At 70.9% G+C, this 18,807-nt stretch carries 15 protein-coding genes; 5 read left to right on the forward strand and 10 right to left on the reverse strand.

Annotated elements, in window-relative coordinates; translation table 11 throughout:
* Positions 1-12: 12 nt before the first annotated feature.
* Genes BKA15_RS24025 through BKA15_RS24035 form a run of 3 tightly spaced genes read right to left on the reverse strand, consistent with a single transcriptional unit; the run spans position 13 to position 4,491 of the window.
* Positions 13-1,743, reverse strand: coding sequence for an L-aspartate oxidase (locus BKA15_RS24025; protein ID WP_179755081.1), 1,731 nt, complete (start codon positions 1,741-1,743; stop codon positions 13-15).
* A complete protein-coding gene (locus BKA15_RS24030; RefSeq protein ID WP_179755082.1) occupies positions 1,743-3,125 on the reverse strand; it encodes a cytochrome b in 1,383 nt (460 codons plus the stop codon). The genes BKA15_RS24025 and BKA15_RS24030 overlap by 1 nt, the downstream gene beginning before the upstream one ends.
* Positions 3,115-4,491 carry an NAD(P)/FAD-dependent oxidoreductase gene (locus tag BKA15_RS24035; protein ID WP_179755084.1) on the reverse strand — a complete coding sequence of 459 codons (1,377 nt, stop codon included), beginning with the start codon at positions 4,489-4,491 and terminating at the stop codon, positions 3,115-3,117. The genes BKA15_RS24030 and BKA15_RS24035 overlap by 11 nt, the downstream gene beginning before the upstream one ends.
* Positions 4,492-4,712: 221 nt before the next feature.
* Here BKA15_RS24035 and BKA15_RS24040 point away from each other — a divergent pair, with 221 nt between their 5' ends.
* Positions 4,713-7,523 carry an alpha-glucuronidase family glycosyl hydrolase gene (locus BKA15_RS24040; RefSeq protein ID WP_218871552.1) on the forward strand — a complete coding sequence of 937 codons (2,811 nt, stop codon included), beginning with the start codon at positions 4,713-4,715 and terminating at the stop codon, positions 7,521-7,523.
* A 50-nt stretch (positions 7,524-7,573) separates the two neighbouring features.
* On the opposite strand, the gene ubiG is transcribed toward BKA15_RS24040, so the two are convergent.
* The 4 genes from ubiG to BKA15_RS36555 form a co-directional block, all read right to left on the reverse strand.
* On the reverse strand, positions 7,574-8,356 hold the full coding sequence (gene ubiG / locus BKA15_RS24045; RefSeq protein WP_179755086.1) for a bifunctional 2-polyprenyl-6-hydroxyphenol methylase/3-demethylubiquinol 3-O-methyltransferase UbiG: 783 nt from the start codon (positions 8,354-8,356) through the stop codon (positions 7,574-7,576).
* A gap of 86 nt (positions 8,357-8,442) precedes the next feature.
* The gene (locus tag BKA15_RS24050; protein WP_179755088.1) at positions 8,443-9,480 is read right to left on the reverse strand and encodes a Gfo/Idh/MocA family protein; all 1,038 of its coding nucleotides are present in this window, start codon (positions 9,478-9,480) and stop codon (positions 8,443-8,445) included.
* 21 nt (positions 9,481-9,501) lie between these two features.
* Positions 9,502-9,636 carry a LysE family transporter gene (locus BKA15_RS24055; protein WP_179755090.1) on the reverse strand — a complete coding sequence of 45 codons (135 nt, stop codon included), beginning with the start codon at positions 9,634-9,636 and terminating at the stop codon, positions 9,502-9,504.
* Positions 9,633-9,767: a hypothetical protein gene (locus tag BKA15_RS36555; protein ID WP_281385308.1), complete on the reverse strand. Its 135-nt coding sequence runs from the start codon at positions 9,765-9,767 to the stop codon at positions 9,633-9,635. Before BKA15_RS36555 ends, BKA15_RS24055 begins: the two co-directional genes overlap by 4 nt.
* Before the next feature lie 32 nt (positions 9,768-9,799).
* On the opposite strand from BKA15_RS36555, the gene BKA15_RS24060 reads away from it, so the two are divergent.
* A complete protein-coding gene (locus BKA15_RS24060) occupies positions 9,800-10,447 on the forward strand; it encodes an SIMPL domain-containing protein (RefSeq protein WP_179755092.1) in 648 nt (215 codons plus the stop codon).
* Between the two features lie 23 nt (positions 10,448-10,470).
* Here BKA15_RS24060 and BKA15_RS24065 read toward each other — a convergent pair whose 3' ends face one another.
* A complete protein-coding gene (locus tag BKA15_RS24065) occupies positions 10,471-10,950 on the reverse strand; it encodes an SRPBCC family protein (protein WP_179755094.1) in 480 nt (159 codons plus the stop codon).
* A 157-nt stretch (positions 10,951-11,107) separates the two neighbouring features.
* On the opposite strand from BKA15_RS24065, the gene BKA15_RS35815 reads away from it, so the two are divergent.
* Together BKA15_RS35815 and BKA15_RS36995 are read left to right on the forward strand one after the other, a co-directional pair.
* Positions 11,108-13,150: a sensor histidine kinase gene (locus BKA15_RS35815; protein ID WP_179755096.1), complete on the forward strand. Its 2,043-nt coding sequence runs from the start codon at positions 11,108-11,110 to the stop codon at positions 13,148-13,150.
* The gene (locus tag BKA15_RS36995) at positions 13,147-13,830 is read left to right on the forward strand and encodes a response regulator (RefSeq protein ID WP_179755098.1); all 684 of its coding nucleotides are present in this window, start codon (positions 13,147-13,149) and stop codon (positions 13,828-13,830) included. Before BKA15_RS35815 ends, BKA15_RS36995 begins: the two co-directional genes overlap by 4 nt.
* Before the next feature lie 9 nt (positions 13,831-13,839).
* Here the strand turns inward: BKA15_RS36995 and BKA15_RS24080 are convergent, their stop codons facing one another.
* Together BKA15_RS24080 and BKA15_RS24085 are read right to left on the reverse strand one after the other, a co-directional pair.
* Complete coding sequence (locus tag BKA15_RS24080) at positions 13,840-14,523, reverse strand: hemerythrin domain-containing protein (RefSeq protein ID WP_179755100.1); 684 nt, start codon at positions 14,521-14,523, stop codon at positions 13,840-13,842.
* A gap of 99 nt (positions 14,524-14,622) precedes the next feature.
* The gene (locus BKA15_RS24085) at positions 14,623-15,240 is read right to left on the reverse strand and encodes a hypothetical protein (protein ID WP_179755102.1); all 618 of its coding nucleotides are present in this window, start codon (positions 15,238-15,240) and stop codon (positions 14,623-14,625) included.
* A 157-nt stretch (positions 15,241-15,397) separates the two neighbouring features.
* Between BKA15_RS24085 and BKA15_RS24090 the strand changes: the two genes are divergently transcribed.
* Positions 15,398-18,805 (forward strand): pyruvate carboxylase, encoded by a 3,408-nt coding sequence (locus tag BKA15_RS24090; protein WP_179755104.1) that lies wholly within the window; start codon positions 15,398-15,400, stop codon positions 18,803-18,805.
* Positions 18,806-18,807: the final 2 nt, after the last annotated feature.

Here is an 18,807-nt window from a genome sequence, read left to right on the forward strand (position 1 = left end):
GGTCAGCGCGGACTACTCGACCAGCTTGCCTGCGGTCTCGACGTCCTTGATCAACTTCTCGATCTCAGCCGATAGGGGAGCGATCGGCTCGGCGGTGACACCGTTGGCCGGGGACCAGACCAGGTTCACCTGCAGGGCCGGGTCGGGGTCGGGGTAGTCGGAGCGGTTGTGGCAGCCGCGGGTCTCCCGCCGTTCCAGGGCCGACTCGAGGGTGGCGCGGGCGGCCAGGATCGACGCCTTGAGGTCGAACGCGTGGGCCAGGTCGGAGTACCCGGCGAGGTCGGGATGGACGCCGATCTTGGTGGCGCGCTCCTCGATTTCGGCCAGTTCGGCCAGCCCGGTGGTCAGGCCGTTCTCGTCGCGGACCACGCCGGCGTACTCGGTCATCGTCGTGCGCAGGGCCCGCTGCAGGGCCCGGACGTTCTCCGGGCCGTCGGCGGCGAGCAGTCCGGCCAGCTCGGCCCGGGCGTTCGCGATCGCGCCGGGGGAGCGGCGCTGCACGGCCCGGGCGGCGGCGAAGTCGGCGGCGGCGCGGCCGGTGATCCTGCCGTAGACCAGGAGTTCGATCAAGGAGTTGCCGCCCAGCCGGTTGGCGCCGTGCAAGCCGCTGGCCGCCTCGCCGATCGCGTACAGGCCGGCCACATCGGTTCCATGATCATCGTGCCGGGTCCGGACGCCGCCCATCGAATAGTGCGCGGTCGGCGCGACCTCGATCGGATGCTGGGTGATGTCCAGCAGCTGCAGGTCGAGCAGGGTCTGGTAGACCCGGGGCAGCCGGTTCATGATCGTTTCCCGCGGCAGGTGCGACACGTCCAGCCAGACGCCGCCCTTCTCGGTGCCGCGGCCTGCCTTGATCTCCGTGTACGCGGCCAGGGCGACCCGGTCCCGGGTCGACAACTCCATCCGCTCCGGATCGTAGCGTTCCATGAACCGTTCGCCGACGGCGTTGCGCAGGATGCCGCCCTCGCCCCGGGCGGCCTCCGAGACCAGCGTCCCGGCCGCGCTCTCCGGGTCCAGGATCCCGGACGGGTGGAACTGCACCAGCTCTGCGTCGCGCAGCCGGCCGCCGGCCTCGACGGCCAGCCGGAACGCGTCGCCGGTGTTCTCGTCCCGGCGCGACGAGGTGCGCCGCCAGATCCGGGTGTGCCCGCCCGCGGCCAGGATCACCGCGTCGGCGTGGATCAGGGCGGGGCTGCCGTCGGCGAGGTCGAAGCCGTACGCGCCGAAGACCGTGTTGTCGTCGACCAGGATCCGGGTCACGTACACGCTGTCCAAGATCGGGATCTCCAACTGCTCGGCGCGGGCGAGCAGGCTGCGCTGGATCTCCAGCCCGGTGTAGTCGCCGGCGAACGCGGTCCGCCGGAACGTGTGCGCACCGAAGAACCGCTGCGAGATCCGCCCGTCGGTCTCCCGCGCAAAGGCCATGCCGTAGCGCTCAAGATCACGAATGCCCTGTTCGGCGCCGCGGGTGACGATCTCGACGGTCCGCGGGTCGGCCAGGTAATAGCTCTCCTTGATCGTGTCGGCCGCGTGCTGCTGCCAGGAGTCCTGCGGATCCATGGTGGCGAGCGGAGCGTTGATGCCGCCGGCGGCGAGCGAGGTGTGCGCGTCCAGCCGGGGCCGTTTGCCGAGCACGATCACGTCGACCCGCTGCTCGGCGAGCTCGATCGCCGCCCGCAGCCCCGATCCGCCGCTGCCGATCACCAGGACCGTGGTGGAGATCCTTCGCTCCGAGTCGTTCATCAGGCTCCCTTCGAATGGTGGCCGAGTGCCAACTTCGGCCGAGGTGGGGCGATCGCCGGCGGCGGCGGGAAATGATCTTCGACGTAGCCGCCGCTCGGCAGCCGGACGATCACACCGGTCGGCCGACCATGTTCGGCCAGTTCGGCGTCCCGGCGCTGCAGCCAGCGGCACAGACTCCAGGCTACGCCGAATCCGAGCACCGGCCCGGTGATCAATGTCACCTGGAACACGGTGAGGATCTGGTTCAGCCCAAGGCCGAACTCGGTGGCCATGATGTCGGCGCTGGCCGCCGCCCAGAGCACCCCGTAGAAGATCATCCCGGCGACGCCGATACCGGTCCGGACCGGTACGTCACGAGGCCGGTCGAGCAGATCGTGCTCGAGCCGATCCTTGGTGAACCGCTCCTCCAGGAAGGGATACAGGGCGACGATCAGCATGAACGTGCTGATCACGGCCAACGGCGCGATCACCGCCAGGGTCCAGGTACGGCCGAGCCAGGTGATCTCCCAGCCCGGCGGCACCAGCCGGAGGGCGCCGTCCAGGAAGCCGGTGTACCAGTCCGGCTGGCTGCCGGCCGAGGCGTTGCCGGTGGACGCGGGACCGTACAACCAGATCGGGCTGATCGTCATCGTGCCGGCCATCACCATGATCACGCCGACCGACAGCGCGAACAGCCCGCCGGCCCGCACCGCCGCCGTCGGGAACAGCGCCACCTCGCCGACCGGCCTGCCGCGCCGCCGCAGCGGCCGTTCCTTGATCGCGGACCGCAGCCACAACGCGATCAGGCCGACCAGCAGGGCGCCGGTCACCCAGACGTGGACCGGGAACAGGAACTCGAGCACCCGGCCCGGGAACGCGTCGCCGAAGATCAGGCCGGAGGCCAGGGTGCCGATCACCGGCAGGCCGAGCAGGATGCCCTCGAAGATCCGCAATCCCGTGCCGGACAGGGAATCGTCCGGGAGCGCGTACCCGCTCCAACCGCCGAGCAGCGCGGTCACGAACAGGCCGAACAGCAGCAGCCAGCGGAACCGGTGCGGCTTCCGGAACGCCCCGGTGAAGAACGTCACCAGCAGCTGCAGCATGATCGCGGCCGGCAGCAGCAGGGCCGCCCAGTGGTGCGCCTGCCGGACCAGCAGCCCGCCGGGCAGGTCGACCGAGATCCGCAGCGTCGACGCGTACGCCTTCGACACCTCGGCGCCGTTCAGCGGGCCGTAGCTGCCGTGGTAGACGGTCGATTCGCCGGACGGCTCGTAGAAGATCATCAAGATCACGCCGGTCACCAGCAGCACCACAATGCACGCGGAGGCCAGGATGCCGAACAGGTTCGACCAGTGCGGGACGAAGGTGCGTTGCCGCAACGGCAGCGGCCGCTCAGCGGGCATGATCGACTTCCTTTCGCTTGGTCGGAGCAGGCTTCGGTACGACGATCGACTCGGCCGCCTCGGTGAACGCCTGCCGCGGATGCTGGACCGCGATCAGCGAGACCGTGTCCCGGCCGAAGAAGAACGCGGCCAGCCAGACCAGCAGCACTCTGATCTTGCGTTCCCAGGTCGGCACCGCCAGCACGTGGTAGCCGCGGTGCATCAGCCAGGCCGGCAGCCCCTTGATCACCAGGCCCCGCCACTGGAAGATGCCGCGGCCGAGGCCGAGCGTCGCGACGACGCCCAGGCTGTGATGCTTGTACGGCTTCGGGCTCCGGCCGCGCAGATCGGCGACCAGGTTCGCCGCCAGCAGCCGGCCCTGCCGCACCGCATGCTGCGCGTTGGGTACGGTCAGCGACCCCGGCACCGCGAGGTCGGGAACGGCCGCGTTGTCGCCGGCCGCCCAGGCGTCCTCGACGATCTCGTCAGCACCCTGAGCTTGTCGAAGGGCCACCCGGAGATCGGCCCGCACCGGCAGCATCCCGCGGGCGTCGATCGGCAGGTCGGTGTGCGACGCGACGACCGGGTTCGCCGCGTTGCCCGCGGTCCAGATCAGCAGCTCGGAATCGTATTCCGTACCGTCGGACAGCTTGACGTGACCGCCGGCGGCGGACACCAGCCGGGTGTTCAGGTGGACCGCCGCGCCGCGCCGCTCCAGGTCCCGGACGACCCATTCACCGGGCCGGTCGGTCACCTCGGGCAGGATCCGCGGCGTGGCCTCGACCAGGTGGAACGCCAGGTCCTCGAAGCTCAGTTCCGGGTAGCGCTTCAGCAGGGCGGTGGCCAGCGAGAGCAGTTCGCCGGTCGCCTCGACGCCGGTGAACCCGCCGCCGACCACGGTCACGGTGAGCAGGGCCCGCCGGCGCGGCCCGGCCGGCAGGTTGGACGCGCGCTCGAAGGCGGTCAGCAGCCGGTCCCGGATCGCGACGGCCTCCTCGACGTGCTTCAGGCCGATCGCGTTCTCGGCGATGCCCGGGATGGCGATCGTCCGGGTGACTGCGCCGGCCGTGATCACGATCGTGTCGTAGCTCAGTTCGCGGTCCGGGCCCTCCAGCGGGCGCACCCGGACCGTCTGGTCGGCGTGGTGGATCGCGGTCACCGTACCGGCGATGATCTTGGTCCGGTGCAGGTGGCCGCGCAGCGCGACCGCGACGTGCCGGGCCTCGACGGAGCCGGCCGTGACCTCGGGCAGGAACGGCTGATACGTCATGTAGGGGCGGGGATCGACGAGGGTGACCTCGGCCTCACCGCGGCGGAGCCTCTTCTCGAGTCCCCAGGCCGTGTAGAAGCCGGCGTAACCGCCGCCGATGATCAGGATCCTTCGCATCTTGTGCCTCCAGTGGGTCTCACCCTTAAAGACCGTGCAGGCGGGTCCGTTGTGACACGACGTGACCAACCGGACACGACGTGACGAAGCGCACGTCGGCGGCAATGACATCCGTCAGCGATGTCCGGCCCGGGGTCCAAGGCCGGCGGCCGCCCGTTGACCTGGTGCGGCCGGTCTCCTAGCGTCGTGTAAACGATTTCGAGCGACCAAAGGGGGCCGCCGTGACGGGTGTGACACGACGCGGATTCGTTGCCGGTACGTCAGCGGCGGTGGCCGCCGGCTGGCTGAGCGGGGCGGCCGGGACCGCCTGGGCCGACACCGGGACGCCACCACCCGACGAGGACGGCTCCCGACTGTGGCTGCGCTATCCGCTGGTGGCCGACCGGCGGTTGCTGGACGAGTACCGGCGCGACCTGCGCTACGTGGTGGCGCCGGACACCGATGGCCCGCTCGGCTCGGCCGCCGGCGAACTGTCCCGGGCCCTCACGTCGTTGCTCGGCCGGGACGTCCCGATCCGGCGGAAGGTCGACGGCGCCGGGCCCCTGGTGCTCCGGACCGCGGCCTCGGACGCCGGACCGGAGAGCTACACCCTCCGCCGCGGCCGGGTCGACGGAACCGCTGCCGTGATCATCACCGGCGGTGCTGACCGGGGTGCGCTCTACGGGGCGTTCCATCTGCTCCGGCTGGTGCAGACGCACGTCACGCTCGACCGGCTCGACGTCGCGGAGCGGCCGCGGAACCCGCTCCGGCTGGCCAACCACTGGGACAATCTCGACGGCAGTGTCGAGCGCGGCTACGCCGGCCGGTCGGTGTTCGGGTTCGCGGAGCTGCCCGAGTTGACCGAGCGGCACTCCACGTACGCCCGCGCCCTGGCCTCGGTCGGGCTGAACGGGACCGTGATCAACAACGTCAACGCGAACGCCCAGTTCATCGCGCCGGAGATGTTGTTCAAGCTCCAGCCGCTGGCCGCGCTGCTCCGCGGCTGGGGCATCTCGCTCTACCTGTCGCTGAACTTCGCCAGCCCGATGATCTTGGGCGGGCTGACCACCGCGGACCCGTTCGACGCCGGCGTGAAGGACTGGTGGCGGACCAAGATCACCGAGATCTACCGGGCGATCCCCGACCTCGGCGGGTTCCTGGTCAAGGCCGACTCCGAAGGACAGCCGGGTCCGATCTCGTACGGCCGCACCCATGCCGACGGCGCCAACCTGATCGCGGAGGCCGCCGCGCCGCACGGCGGGATCGTCATGTGGCGGGCGTTCGTGCACGACTTCAACGCGCTGGAATGGTCCAACAAGGCGTACGAGACGTTCAAGCCGCTGGACGGCAAGTTCGCCGACAACGCGATCGTCCAGATCAAGAACGGCCCGATCGACTTTCAGGTCCGGGAGCCGGCCCACCCGCTGTTCGGCGCGCTGCCGAACACCAACGCGATGATGGAACTCCAGGTCACCCAGGAATACACCGGGCAGTCGACCCACCTGTGCTACCTGGTGCCGCAGTGGCAGGAGGTGTACGGCTTCGACACCCACGCCGAGGGCTCCGGCACAACGGTCGCCAAGATCATCTCCGGCCGGACCTACGGCCGCGAACTCGGCGGCGTGGCCGGCGTGATGAACCTCGGCGACGACACCGACTGGACCCGGCACCAGCTCGCCGCGGCGAACACGCACGGCTACGGTCGGCTGGCCTGGAACCCAGGGCTGAAGGCGCGCGACATCGCCGAGGAGTGGACCCGGCAGACGTTCGGAAATGATCAACGCGAGGTCGCGGTGATCACCGGCCTGCTGCTCGGCTCCTGGCAGACCTACCTCGACTACACGAATCCGCTCGGGGTCAGCTTCCTGATCAAGGGCGACCACTTCACGCCGAGCCCGCAGACCAACACCGGCTGGCACCAGGCCGACGCCGAGGGCACCGGCTTCGACCGGACCGTCGCGACCGGCAACGGCTTCACCGGCTTCTACCACCGGCCCGTCTCGGACCGGTTCGAGAACCTCTCCGACTGCCCGGACGAACTGCTGCTGTTCCTGCACCACGTCCCGTACGGGCACCGGCTGAAATCCGGCAAGACCGTGATCCAGCACGTCTACGACAGCCACTTCGACGGTGCGGCCGAGGTGGGCCGGATGCGGGACCGGTGGCGCGAGCTGCGCGGTCGGATCGACGCGAAGCGGTGGGCGGACACGGCGGAACGGTTCGACCGGCACCGGGAGCAGGCGATCCTGTGGCGGGACACGATCGCCGGCTACTACTTCGCCGCGTCTCGGGTACTCGACGAACGGCGTTCCTGGGTTCAGGTCACGCCGACCGGCAACGCCGCGATCTGCCTGATCGGCGGCCGGGAGAACCTGGTCCGGCTGTCGCTGGCCAACGCGTCGGCGGCCGAGGCCGAGCTGGTCGCCGGGCTGCCCGAGCGGGACGGCTGGACCAGCGGCACGGCCGGCCTGGTGCTGCCGTCGAAGGGCGACGGGACCGTCGACGTCCCGGTGACACCCTCGCTGCCGCCGCAGGTCCTGACGCTTAGGCCGACCCTGCGGTCCGGCGACCTGCCCGCGCTGATCGCGGAGCAGCCGGTGATCACCGCCCCGGCCGGCGAACACTGCCTGCTCGCGGTCGACGCCGGCTCGGCGAGTTCGCCGCTGCTGGACGGCTACCGCCGGCTGTCGCCGGCCGACGCCTGGGCCGACGGGGCGGCGTACGGCTGGGTCGGCGGGGCCCCGCAGTCGCGGGACCGCAACATCGCCGCCCCGCTGCTGCGCGACTTCGTCAACGACACCCGGGCCCGCGCGCTGCGGCTGACCGTGCCTGCCGGTGATCATGAACTGCACGTGCTGGTCGGCGACGTGCACGACTCGTTCCCGACCACGGTCAAGGTGGACGGCAAGGTTGCCGCGGTCAGCGAGTTCCTGCTCGGCGGATCCTTTACCTGGTTGAATTTCGCCGTGCCTGGAGGTCGTACCGTCGAGCTCGAGTTCTCCAGCGTGCCCGGCCAGCACTGGCACCTGAACGGTCTGGTGATCCTCTCCTGACGCGACCGCCCGACCTCGGTTGATTTCCGCCGCGACTGCCCGGCAGGAATTCACTCTCGATCCGCTACCGCGTAACCGACGTAGGAGATCGACAGGTTGCGGCTCTCCTGGATGTTCAGCGCCCGGGCCAGCTCGCCGTACCCGATCTCGCCGCGGCTGCGGCGCCGGAGCTGATTGATCAGCGTGATCGGATCGCACCCCGGTGACAGTCCGGCGAAGGCCCGATCCGCCAGCCCGTGAGCCCGCAGGACGCGGCGCAGCTCGGCCGGCTGGATGAACTTGTTCCAGACGTGCAGATTCGGCGTCATGAAGCGGGTCGACTTCCACTCCTGGAAGATCTTGATCGCCACCAGCCAGCTCACCAGGGTGCGGTTGATCGTGTCGAACAGGTAGAGCCCGCCGGGCCGCAGCACGCGAGCCGTCTCGGCGATCACTCGATCGAGATCGTCGACGTGCTCGAGCACGTCGCAGCAGTAGACGACGTCGAAGGCAGCGTCCGGCAGCGGCAGCCGTTCACCGGTCCCGGACCGGTAGTCGATCACGTACCCGCTCGCGGCCGCGTGCCGCCGGGCCGCGGCGAGCGACGGCTCGGACGGGTCGACCCCGGTGACCTTGCAGCCGAGCGCGGCGAACTCCTCGGCGAGCAGCCCACCGCCGCATCCGACATCCAGGACCTCGAGGCCGACCGGATCGATCCGGTGCTCGTCGATGATCACCCGGCGCATGAAGCCGAACCGGGACGGATTCATGCCGGTCCTGAGCAGGCTGGGCAGGGTGTCCTCGCCCCACCAGGCGTCGTCCCAGCTGTCGTAGATGGTGTTGTCGATGGTCATCGGACATCTCCGTTCCGCCTTCCTGCCGGACATTGTCCGCCACGGCGGTCGCGGGCACCAGCGGTTGCCCTCCAGGAACGGCCGGGTCAGGCGAGTTCGCTGAGGTGGATCACGCGGCGTTCCCGGACGCTGCGCCAGACGGCCTCGGTGAAGATCAGGTAGCCCAGCCCGTCGGCGAAGGTGGTGCGGCGGACCGGCTCGGAGCCGCGGATGGCGCCGATGAACTCCTCCTCGACCCGCCAGCCGATCCGCTCGGCGTCCGGGATGTCGATCTTGGTCGGCTCCGCCTCGCCGCGCCGGGCGCCGAAGAGCCCGTCACCGGTCAGCCGGAGGGTGCCGTCGGTGCCGTACAGCCAGACGCCGTTGGCCGGCGCGTGGCCGGTGACCTGGGAGACGGCGATCCGCAGCTGCGCGCCGGAGGGCAGCGCGCCGATCACGTCGAGATGGTCCGGTACGTCGACGATCTCGCTCGCACCCCCGGCGCCGGGGCGCCGGGTGATCATGGTGCGGCCGGCCGCCATCACCCAGGCCGCGTCGCCGAGCCAGCGTTGCATCGCCTCGTACCAGATGCCGAGCGACATGATGTTCACGCCGGAGATCGCGGTGGTCTGCCGCCAGGTCCGGGCCGCCGCCGGGTCCACGAAGCCGGACCGATCGGTGATCTCCACCGCGACCAGGTCGCCCAGATACCCCTCGCCGAGCAGCCGGGAGATCGTCGCGTCGTACTCCAGGGTGAACGGCGACGGCACCACCTGGGTGATCAACCGCGGCCGGCGCTCGGCGGCGACGATCATCTGCTTCGCCTCGGCGACCGTGCGGGCCAGCCGGGCCTCGCACAGCACGTGCTTCCCGGATTCCAAGGCTGCGATCGTCACCTGCGCGTGCAGGTTGGGCCAGGTGCCGATCACGATCGCGTCGATCTCCGGGTCGGCGATCAGCTCGGACCAGTGATCGGCCACCCTCGGGATGCCGAACTCGTCGGCCACGGCCTGTCCCGATCCGCGAGTACGGTTGCTGACCGCGACCACCTCGACGCCCTCGATCGCCTGCAGCTTGGGCAGATGGTGCAGCTTCGTGTTGCCGCCGGCGCCGACGACTCCGACGCGGATCACCGAATCGATCATGGTGACCAATCTACGGTCCGGTCAGGCGAGCCGCGGTTGCAGGGCGAGCTTGACGCCGAACCCGATCAACACAGCACCGCAGACGCGGTCGCACCACCTGATCACGCCCGGCCGGCGCAGCCGGCGCCCGGCCAGCTCGGCGCCGAAGATGATCATGTTGAACCAGGCCAGGCTGAGCAGACACGGCTGATCGCCGACCGCAGCACCAGCGTGTTGTCGAGGCCGGGAATTGTCGCCATCAGGGCGGCGAGCAGACCGAACGACACGAGGGATGACCAGATCTCCACCAGGTGACGGTAACCGCGGGTAGCTTCTGCCTATGACCACACCGATCGTCACCGTCCGCGGCGAGGCGGAACTCGAGGTCCCGCCCGACCTCGCCGAACTGCGGATCACCCTGCACGCCGCCGCGGCCGACGCCCGGGCGGTCTTCGCCGAATTGGCCCGGTCCGGTTCCGGCCTGACCGAGGTGATGGACGCCCACGCCGCCGCGATCGAGGAGCGGGCCACCACCGGAGCGCACGTCGGGCCGGTGTTCCATCGGCGCAGCCAGACCAAGATCACCGGCTACCGCGGCAGCCAGCACACCCGGGTGGTCGTGCACGACTTCGACGCGCTCTCGCCGTTGCTGCTGGCCGTGGTCGAGTTGCCCAACGGCCAGGTGGACGGGCCCTCCTGGTCGCTCCGCCGGGACAACGCCGTCTATCGGGACGCCCGGCTCGCCGCGATCGAGGACGCCCGGGCGCGGGCCGCCGACTATGCGGCCGGGTTCAGCGGCCGGATCGCCGAACTGGTGGAGATCTCCGACCTCGAGGAGGGCTACGGCGGCCCGCGGCCGGTCGCGATGTACGCCCGGGCGGCCGGCGGCATGGCCGACGAGGTCGAGCTCGACCTGGAGCCGCAACCGCAGCGCGTCACCGGGCGGATCACGGTCCGGTTCGGCCTTGCCGCGGTCTCCCTCGGCTGACCCGCGGAGGGTCGTCGGCACGATCACGAACGATCCCGGATCGGCCCGCTCCGGGCTGCGGCCCGGCCGAGCCGGACCAGGTCGGTGCGCAGCGCCGCGGATCGGTCGCCGTGTTCCGGCAGGAGCAATCTGATCATCATGGCCAACGGGCGGGCGAGCCGGAGGATTTCGTAGGTCTGCCGGATCCGGGTCCCGTCCCCGGCCGGTTCCAGGTCGTACGTCCAGCGGGTGCAGTCGGACCGGCTGACCGTCTCGAAGACGAACCGGCGCGGTGCGGCGGCCTCGATCACCCGGCACGGGCGGGACCAGCGGATCCAGCGGACCCGGTTGCGGCCCACGAAGCGGGCACCGGGCACCGGGCCGGTGGCGCCGTCGAGCCAACCGCCGGTCCGGCACTCGCCGCTCCACTCGCCGACCCGGGCCGGATCGGTGAGCACCGACCAGACCGCCGCCGGCGCGGCGGCGACCACTGCCGTCGCGGTGCGGACCTGTCCGACCTCCATGATCAACACCTCCGGGATTTCGCTGCTGAGATCAGCCTGGGCGCCGACGCAACAGCGCGGAAGCCGGTGGCCCGGGCCGCGTCCTGGAGGCTGTCCTCCAGCCCGGGCGGCGGAGTTCCGCCTTCCCGAACCGGCTTCGCCGCCGGAGAATGAGCTCATGGAAGCGCAGGGCGTGCGGCTCAGCGCGACGCTGCTCTTCGCCGTGCTGGGCGGAATCTGCTTCGTCGTCGGGACCGGTCTCGCGGTGGTTCGTCCGGTCAACGGGGCGGACGTGGGACTCGGCCTGATCTGGCTGCTGGCAGGGCCGCTGCCGTTCTTCCTGGTCGGCGTGGCCGGTCGCTGGCGGGGCCCGGTCCAGTGCACGCTCGCCGCCCCGCTGCTCTGGGTCGGCGGTACCGGCGCGATCGCCGCCGTGCTCGGCCACCTGGCCGGCGCCCCCGAGACGTACGGTCTCGACGGCGCCGCCCGGATCGCGGTGACGGGCGCCTACCAGGTCGGCAGCATGATCATGATCGTCCTGCTGGCCAGGGCGCTGGCGCTGTTGCCGGACGGTCGCCCGCGCTATCCGTACGAACGGATCATGCTGGGCGGACTGTGGCTCCTGCCGGTGCTCGGGCTGGTCGCGCTGTTCACCGCACCGGCCGGCGAGCTTGATCGAATCGCGCTGCCCGGTGACGGCCGGCCGGTGCCGGGTCCGCTCCCGGAGCTGCCCTGGCTGCCGGAGCCGGTCGCTCTCGGCTACACGTACTCCTGGTTCGTGGTGCTGCTCGGCGTCGCGCTGTTCCTGGTCCGCGCCGTCCGGATGGCGCCGGCCGAGCGGCGGATGTTCCGGATCATCCTGATCGTCATGGCGGTGCTGACCCTCGAACTGATCGTCCTCGTGGTCGGCTATCTCTGGTTCGCCGACGCGGCGCTGGCCCTCCTGTTGCCGAACGGGGTCTTCGCCATGCTGCCGTTCGTCGCGGTGCTCGCCACGGTCGTGGTGACCGGGGTGCGCCGCGGCTTCCTCGGCGTCGGCCCGGCGGCCCGGCGGACCCTGATCTATGCGGGTCTCTGGCTCCTGATCGCCGGCGGCTACCTCGGCCTGGCGACCGGGCTCGGGCTGGCCGCGACGGCCCGGCTGCCGGTCGCGATCGCGATCATGATCACCGTGGCGGCGACGATCGCGCTGGAGCCGGTCCGGCGCTGGGTGAACCGGATCGCCGAGCGGCAGGTGCTCGGCCGCCGGCTCTCCGGGTACGAGGTGCTGGTCCGCCTCGGCAGCACCCTCGAGCATGCGGGCCGCCCGCACGAACTGGCCGAAGTGCTGGCCGCGGGGCTCCGGGACGGACTCGGGCTGGCCTGGGCCGAGGTGCGGCTGGAGGAGTCGGTGGCGACCGCCGGGCCCCGGACCGGCGACGCGGTGCTGGAACAGCCGCTGCGGCACGGCGCCGACGAACTGGGCCTGATCCGGTGCGGCCCGCGCCAGGACGGACCGTTCGGGCCGCGGGACCACGAACTCGTCGACACCCTGGCCCGGCAGGCCGCGCTGGCGCTGCAGAATCGGCGACAGACGGCGGAACTGGAGGCGTCCCGGGCCCGGATCGTGCAGGCTCAGGACGCCGAGCGGCGGCGGATCGAGCGGGACCTGCACGACGGCGTCCAGCAGGAGCTGGTGGCCCTGGTCGCGAAGCTCGCGCTGACCCGGTCGGCCCTGCGCCGCGACACGGAGCGGGCGGGCCTGCTGATCGAGGAACTCCAGGGCGAGGTGGTACGGATCGTGGAGGACCTGCGGGAACTGGCGCACGGCATCCACCCCTCGGTGCTCAGCGACGAGGGCCTGGTCGCCGCCGTCGAGTCGAGCGCCCGCCGGATGCCGATCCCGGTCACCGTGTCGACCTCGACCGGTCTGCGGGACGCCCGGTTCGCCGTGGAGGTGGAGGAGTCGGCGTTCTACTTCGTGGCCGAGTCCCTGACCAACGTGCTGAAGCACGCCCGGGCGACGCAAGCGGCGATCGACCTGGTGGCGAGCAACGGATCACTGCAGCTGGAGGTCCGCGACAACGGGTCCGGGCTGCCGCCGACGGTCTGCTCCGGCTCCGGCCTGACCTCGCTGCGGGACCGGGTCGAGGCCGTCGGCGGCACCGTACGGGTCGGCAACGCGGCCACCGGCGGGGCGACCATCCACGCCCGGCTGCCGGCATCGGCAGGTGTGTCGTGAGAGTGGTGATCGCCGAGGACCACTACCTGGTCCGGGAGGGCACCCGGCGGATCCTCGAGGACGCCGGCGTGTGCGTCGTGGCCGCGGTCGGCACGGCCGTCGAGCTGCTCGACGCGGTGGACCGGCTGCATCCGGACGCGGTGATCACCGACATCAGGATGCCGCCCGGCCACCACACCGAGGGCATCGCGGCGGCGCACGAGATCCGGGCCAGGTTCCCCGCGGTCGGCGTCGTCGTGATGTCGCAGCACGCCGGGGAGCAGTACGCCTTCGCCCTGTTCCGGCACGGCACCGAAGGGCTGGCGTACCTGCTCAAGGAACGGGTCGGCGACGTCGACGAACTGGTCCGGGCCCTGCACGCGGTGACCGCCGGCCGCTCCGTGATCGATCCGCGGATCGTCGAGGTGCTGGTCCGCAGCCAGAGCAGGGCCGCCGAGTCGCCGCTCGGCACGCTCACGGCGCGAGAGCTGGAGGTGTTGGCGGCGATGGCGCAGGGGATGAGCAACCGGGCGATCGCCGAGTCGCTGACGCTGGCCGAGTCGACGGTGGAGAAGCACGTCAATGCGGTGTTCGCGAAGCTCGGCCTGGGCGTCGAGGATTCCTTGCACCGCAGGGTTTCCGCCGTGCTCACCTTCCTGCGCCACGCGCCGTCGGACAACGCGGAGCCGGCCACCGACTGACGACGTACGTCAAGCCTTCGGGCCGTAGTGGCCGGGTCCCCAGGTCGCCGTCGCCCGGCGCCGGTAGCCGCCGCGGAATCCGTTCAGCACAATGAATCTCGGGATCGGCGGCAGGAGCTCCCGCACGGTCTGATATCGGGCCTGGTCCAGGTTGTCGATGACCCAGTGCGCCTCAGGACCCAGCTGGGTCATCGGCTTCGGCTTGATGTTGTGCTCTTCGTCCCAGGTGTCCCACTCGGCGGCCGTGATGCTGGCCGAGACCACCGGCATCGCCTCGTCCTCCTCGCGACGCAGGTGGGGCAGGACTACCTCGCAGAGCGTGTCCAGGGCGCTGAGTACCGCGCTCCGGGCCGCCGCCGAACCGTCGTCGGCGTACCCGGCTGCCGCCGCCTCCAGATCGTCCATGGCCGGCGCGATCCGGGAGTGGTCCGCATCCATCGTCGCCATGATCGCCGCGGCGCCGGGATTCTTGCGCAGCACCATCGGCCAGAGCCCCTCGTCCTCGCTGGTGTGGTGGGCGTGCAGGATCCTCATCATCCAGAGCAGGTGTTCGGCGATGGCCTTGCGCTGTTCGACGGCGGGGTACGGTTCCGTGGTCAGAGCCGTCCTGGCCCGCGCCAGGTCGCGCCGGAACGCGTCGTGGACGACCCCCATCATCGTCGTGTCGGCCGGGCGTTGCGGATCGGATTTCATCGTGCCTCCTCATGCTCGCTTCGAGCCTGCCCCGACGCCGATCCCGGCGGAACCCGGCTATCCGTACGCCGTTCTGGAGGCTGTCCTCCAGAACGAAAGTCAGCGGAGCAGCAGCACGACGCCGATCAGCAGGGCCGGGAAGTAGTGGAAGCCGGGCAGCGTGTCGCCGGTGATCATGAGTTGCAGCAGCGGCGCAACGCTCAGTGCGAGGGCGACCCAGCCGACCCAGGCAGGGGTCAGACTGGTCATGATCAACGCTCCGGAGAGGGCGGCCAGGCTCAGGCAGCCGAGCATCAGATAGCCGCGGATCAGCCAGACCGACCAGTCGGCGAACGTCTCGAAGCCCGGCCGGACCACGCCGGACCGGTAGCCGGTGACACCCAGCCACAGCGCCGCGGCGATGAGGAGCCCGGCGAGCCCGATCCGGGACAGCACGACCGCGCCGGACCTGCCGAGCAGCGCGGTCATGATCGTCATGCCGCCGGCGAGGAGCACGATCGCGAGGCCCATCAGCAGATTGGCCAACCGCCAGCCGGCTTCGGCGCCGGCCACGGCCAGCAACTGCTCCCGTACCGGAAGGGAGAAGATCGAGGGATTGCCGCGCGGACCGACCAGCGGCACGATCGCGCCGATCACGAAACAGACGAAGGCCAGCACGAGCAGAACGCCCGCGATCCTGGGCGCCGTGCGACCGGCAACCTCCAACACCATGATCATCACCCGGCTCCATTTTCGGCCGCTGGTCCGATCGGCGAAACCCGGCTGGCCGCCAGCCCGGCTGGCGGCTTTCCGCCAGCCGATCGGCCGTCGGACGGGTGTCCAGCATTCGCGGGAGGATTCGGGCGGTCGCCACATGGAAGATAGATTCAGGGGCATGTTCGCCAAGGTCTTGGTCGCCAATCGGGGCGAAATCGCCGTCCGAGCCTTCCGTGCCGCGTACGAGTTGGGCGCGGCCACCGTCGCCGTCTATCCGTACGAGGATCGCAATGCCGTCCACCGCATCAAGGCGGACGAGGCGTACCTGATCGGGACGAAGGGTCACCCGGTCCGGGCCTACCTGGACGTCGCGGAGATCGTCCGCGCGGCGAAGGAGTGCGGTGCCGACGCGATCTATCCCGGGTACGGCTTCCTGAGCGAGAACCCGGACCTGGCCAGGGCCTGCGCCGAGGCCGGGATCACCTTCATCGGCCCGCCGGCCGACGTGCTCGAACTGGCCGGCAACAAGGTCCGCGCACTGGCCGCCGCGAAGGCCGCCGGCATCCCGACGCTGCGGTCGACCCCGCCGTCCGACGACGCGGAGACACTGCTCGCCGGCGCCGCCGAGATCGGCTTCCCGGTCTTCGTCAAGGCCGTCGCCGGCGGCGGCGGCCGCGGCATGCGCCGGGTCGACGACCCCGCCGCGCTGCCCGAGGCGCTGGCCGCCGCGATGCGCGAGGCCGAGGGCGCGTTCGGCGACCCGACGGTGTTCATCGAGCAGGCGGTCGGCCGGCCGCGGCACATCGAGGTGCAGATCCTGGCCGACAACGACGGCAACACGATGCACCTGTTCGAGCGGGACTGCTCGATCCAGCGGCGGCACCAGAAGGTCGTCGAGATCGCGCCGGCGCCCAACATCAGCGAGGAACTGCGGGAGGCGCTCTGCCGGGACGCGGTCGCGTTCGCGAAGTCGCTCGGCTACTCCTGCGCCGGCACGGTCGAGTTTCTGGTCGAGACCGAGGGCGAGCGAGCCGGCCAGCACGTGTTCATCGAGATGAACCCGCGGATCCAGGTCGAGCACACGGTCACCGAGGAGATCACCGACGTCGACCTGGTCCAGGCGCAGATGCGGATCGCCTCGGGGGAGGCCCTCGATGATCTTGGTCTGAGCCAGGACGTGGTACGGATCAACGGCGCCGCGCTGCAGTGCCGGATCACCACCGAGGACCCGGCCAACGGCTTCCGCCCGGACACCGGGACGATCACCGCCTACCGGTCGGCCGGCGGCGCCGGAGTCCGGCTGGACGGCGGCACCGCGGCGACCGGTGCCGAGATCAGCGCCCACTTCGACTCCATGCTGGTGAAGCTGACCTGCCGCGGCCGCACCTTCCAGGCCGCGATCGCCCGGGCCCGGCGCGCACTGGCCGAGTTCCGGATCCGCGGCGTCAGCACCAACATCCCTTTCCTGCAAGCGGTTCTGGAAGATCACGACTTCCTGGCCGGGGACGTCTCGACCGGCTTCATCGAGCAGCGGCCGCAGCTGCTGACCACCCACGCGCCGGCCGACCGCGGCACCCGGCTGCTGCGCTGGCTGGCCGAGGTCACCGTCAACCAGCCGTACGGCAAGGCGCCGACCCTGCTCGACCCGGGCGAGAAGCGCCCGGCCGGCGTCGATCTTGATCAACCGTCGCCGCCCGGCTCGCGGCAGCGGCTGCTCGAGCTCGGCCCGGAGGCGTTCGCTGTTGATCTTCGGAACCGAACCGGGGTCGAGGTCACCGACACCACGTTCCGGGACGCCCACCAGTCCCTGCTGGCGACCCGGCTGCGGACCAAGGACATGCTCCGGATCGCGCCCTACGTGGGCCGGATGACGCCGGAGTTGTTCTCGGTCGAGTGCTGGGGCGGTGCCACCTACGACGTCGCGCTGCGGTTCCTCAACGAGGACCCGTGGGAGCGGCTGGCCGCGCTGCGCTACAACATGCCGGGGCTGTGCCTGCAGATGCTGCTGCGCGGGCGGAACACGGTCGGCTACACCCCGTACCCGGAGAAGGTGACCAGCGCGTTCGTCGCCGAGGCCGCCGAGACCGGGATCGACATCTTCCGGATCTTCGACGCGCTGAACGACGTCGAGCAGATGCGGCCGGCGATCGAGGCCGTACGGGAGACCGGGACCACCATCGCAGAGGTCGCGCTCTGCTACACCGCCGACCTGAGCGATCCGGCCGAGGACCTCTACACGCTGGACTACTACCTCCGGCTGGCCGAGAAGATCGTCTCCGCCGGGGCGCACATCCTGGCGATCAAGGACATGGCCGGGCTGCTCCGGCCGCCGGCCGCGCGGACCCTGGTCACGGCGCTCCGGGAGCGGTTCGACCTGCCGGTGCACCTGCACACCCACGACACCGCGGGCGGCCAGCTGGCCACCCTGCTGGCCGCGATCGACGCCGGGGTGGACGCGGTCGACGTGGCCAGCGCGCCGATGTCGTCGACGACCAGCCAGCCGCCGGCCTCGGCCCTGGTCGCCGCGTTGCAGCACACCGAGCGGGCGACCAATCTTGATCTTCGTGCGGTGATGGACCTGGAGCCGTACTGGGAAGCCGTCCGGCGGGCCTATCTGCCGTTCGAGTCCGGCCTGCCCAGCCCGACCGGTCGCGTTTATGATCATGAGATCCCCGGCGGCCAGCTGTCCAACCTGCGGCAGCAGGCGATCGCCCTCGGGCTCGGCGACAAGTTCGAGCAGATCGAGGCGATGTACACGGCTGCCAACAAGATCCTGGGCCGGCTGCCCAAGGTCACGCCGTCGTCCAAGGTCGTCGGTGATCTTGCCCTGCACCTCGTTGCCGCCGGCGCCGATCCGGACGACTTCGCCGAGAACCCGGCGAATTACGACATCCCCGACTCGGTGATCGGCTTCTTCAACGGCGAGCTCGGCGATCCGCCCGGCGGCTGGCCGGAGCCGTTCCGCAGCAAGGCGCTGCAGGGCCGCAAGATCCCGCCGGTCCACGCCGAGCTGTCCGAGGAGGACTCGGCGGCGCTGGACAAGCCCGGCCGGGACCGCCAGGTCACACTGAACCGACTGCTGTTCCCCGGCCCGTCGAAGGACTTCGAGGCGGCCCGGGAGACGTACGGCGACGTCGCTCGGCTCGACACGATCGACTACCTGTACGGCCTGCGCCCGGGCGAGGAACACGTCGCCCGGATCGGCAAGGGCGTCAGTCTGATCTTGGGCCTGGAGGCGATCGGCGAGGCCGACGAGCGCGGCCTGCGCACGGTCATGTGCACCCTGAACGGCCAGCTCCGGCCGATCCGGGTCCGGGACCATTCGATCAAGGTCGACGTGAAGGCCGCCGAGCGGGCCGACACCGGCAACCCGGGCCACGTGGCCGCGCCGTTCGCGGGCGTGGTCAGCGTGACCGTCACCGAGGGCGACAAGGTCGAGGCGGGCGCAACCGTGGCCACCATCGAGGCGATGAAGATGGAAGCCTCGATCACCGCCCCGATCGCCGGCACCGTGCAACGGCTCGCGATCGGCCGGGTGCAACAGGCCGAGGGCGGCGACCTGGTCCTGGTGATCATCCCCGGCTGACC

It is taken from the genome of Microlunatus parietis, from assembly GCF_013407955.1.
Classification (GTDB): Bacteria; Actinomycetota; Actinomycetes; order Propionibacteriales; family Propionibacteriaceae; genus Microlunatus; species Microlunatus parietis.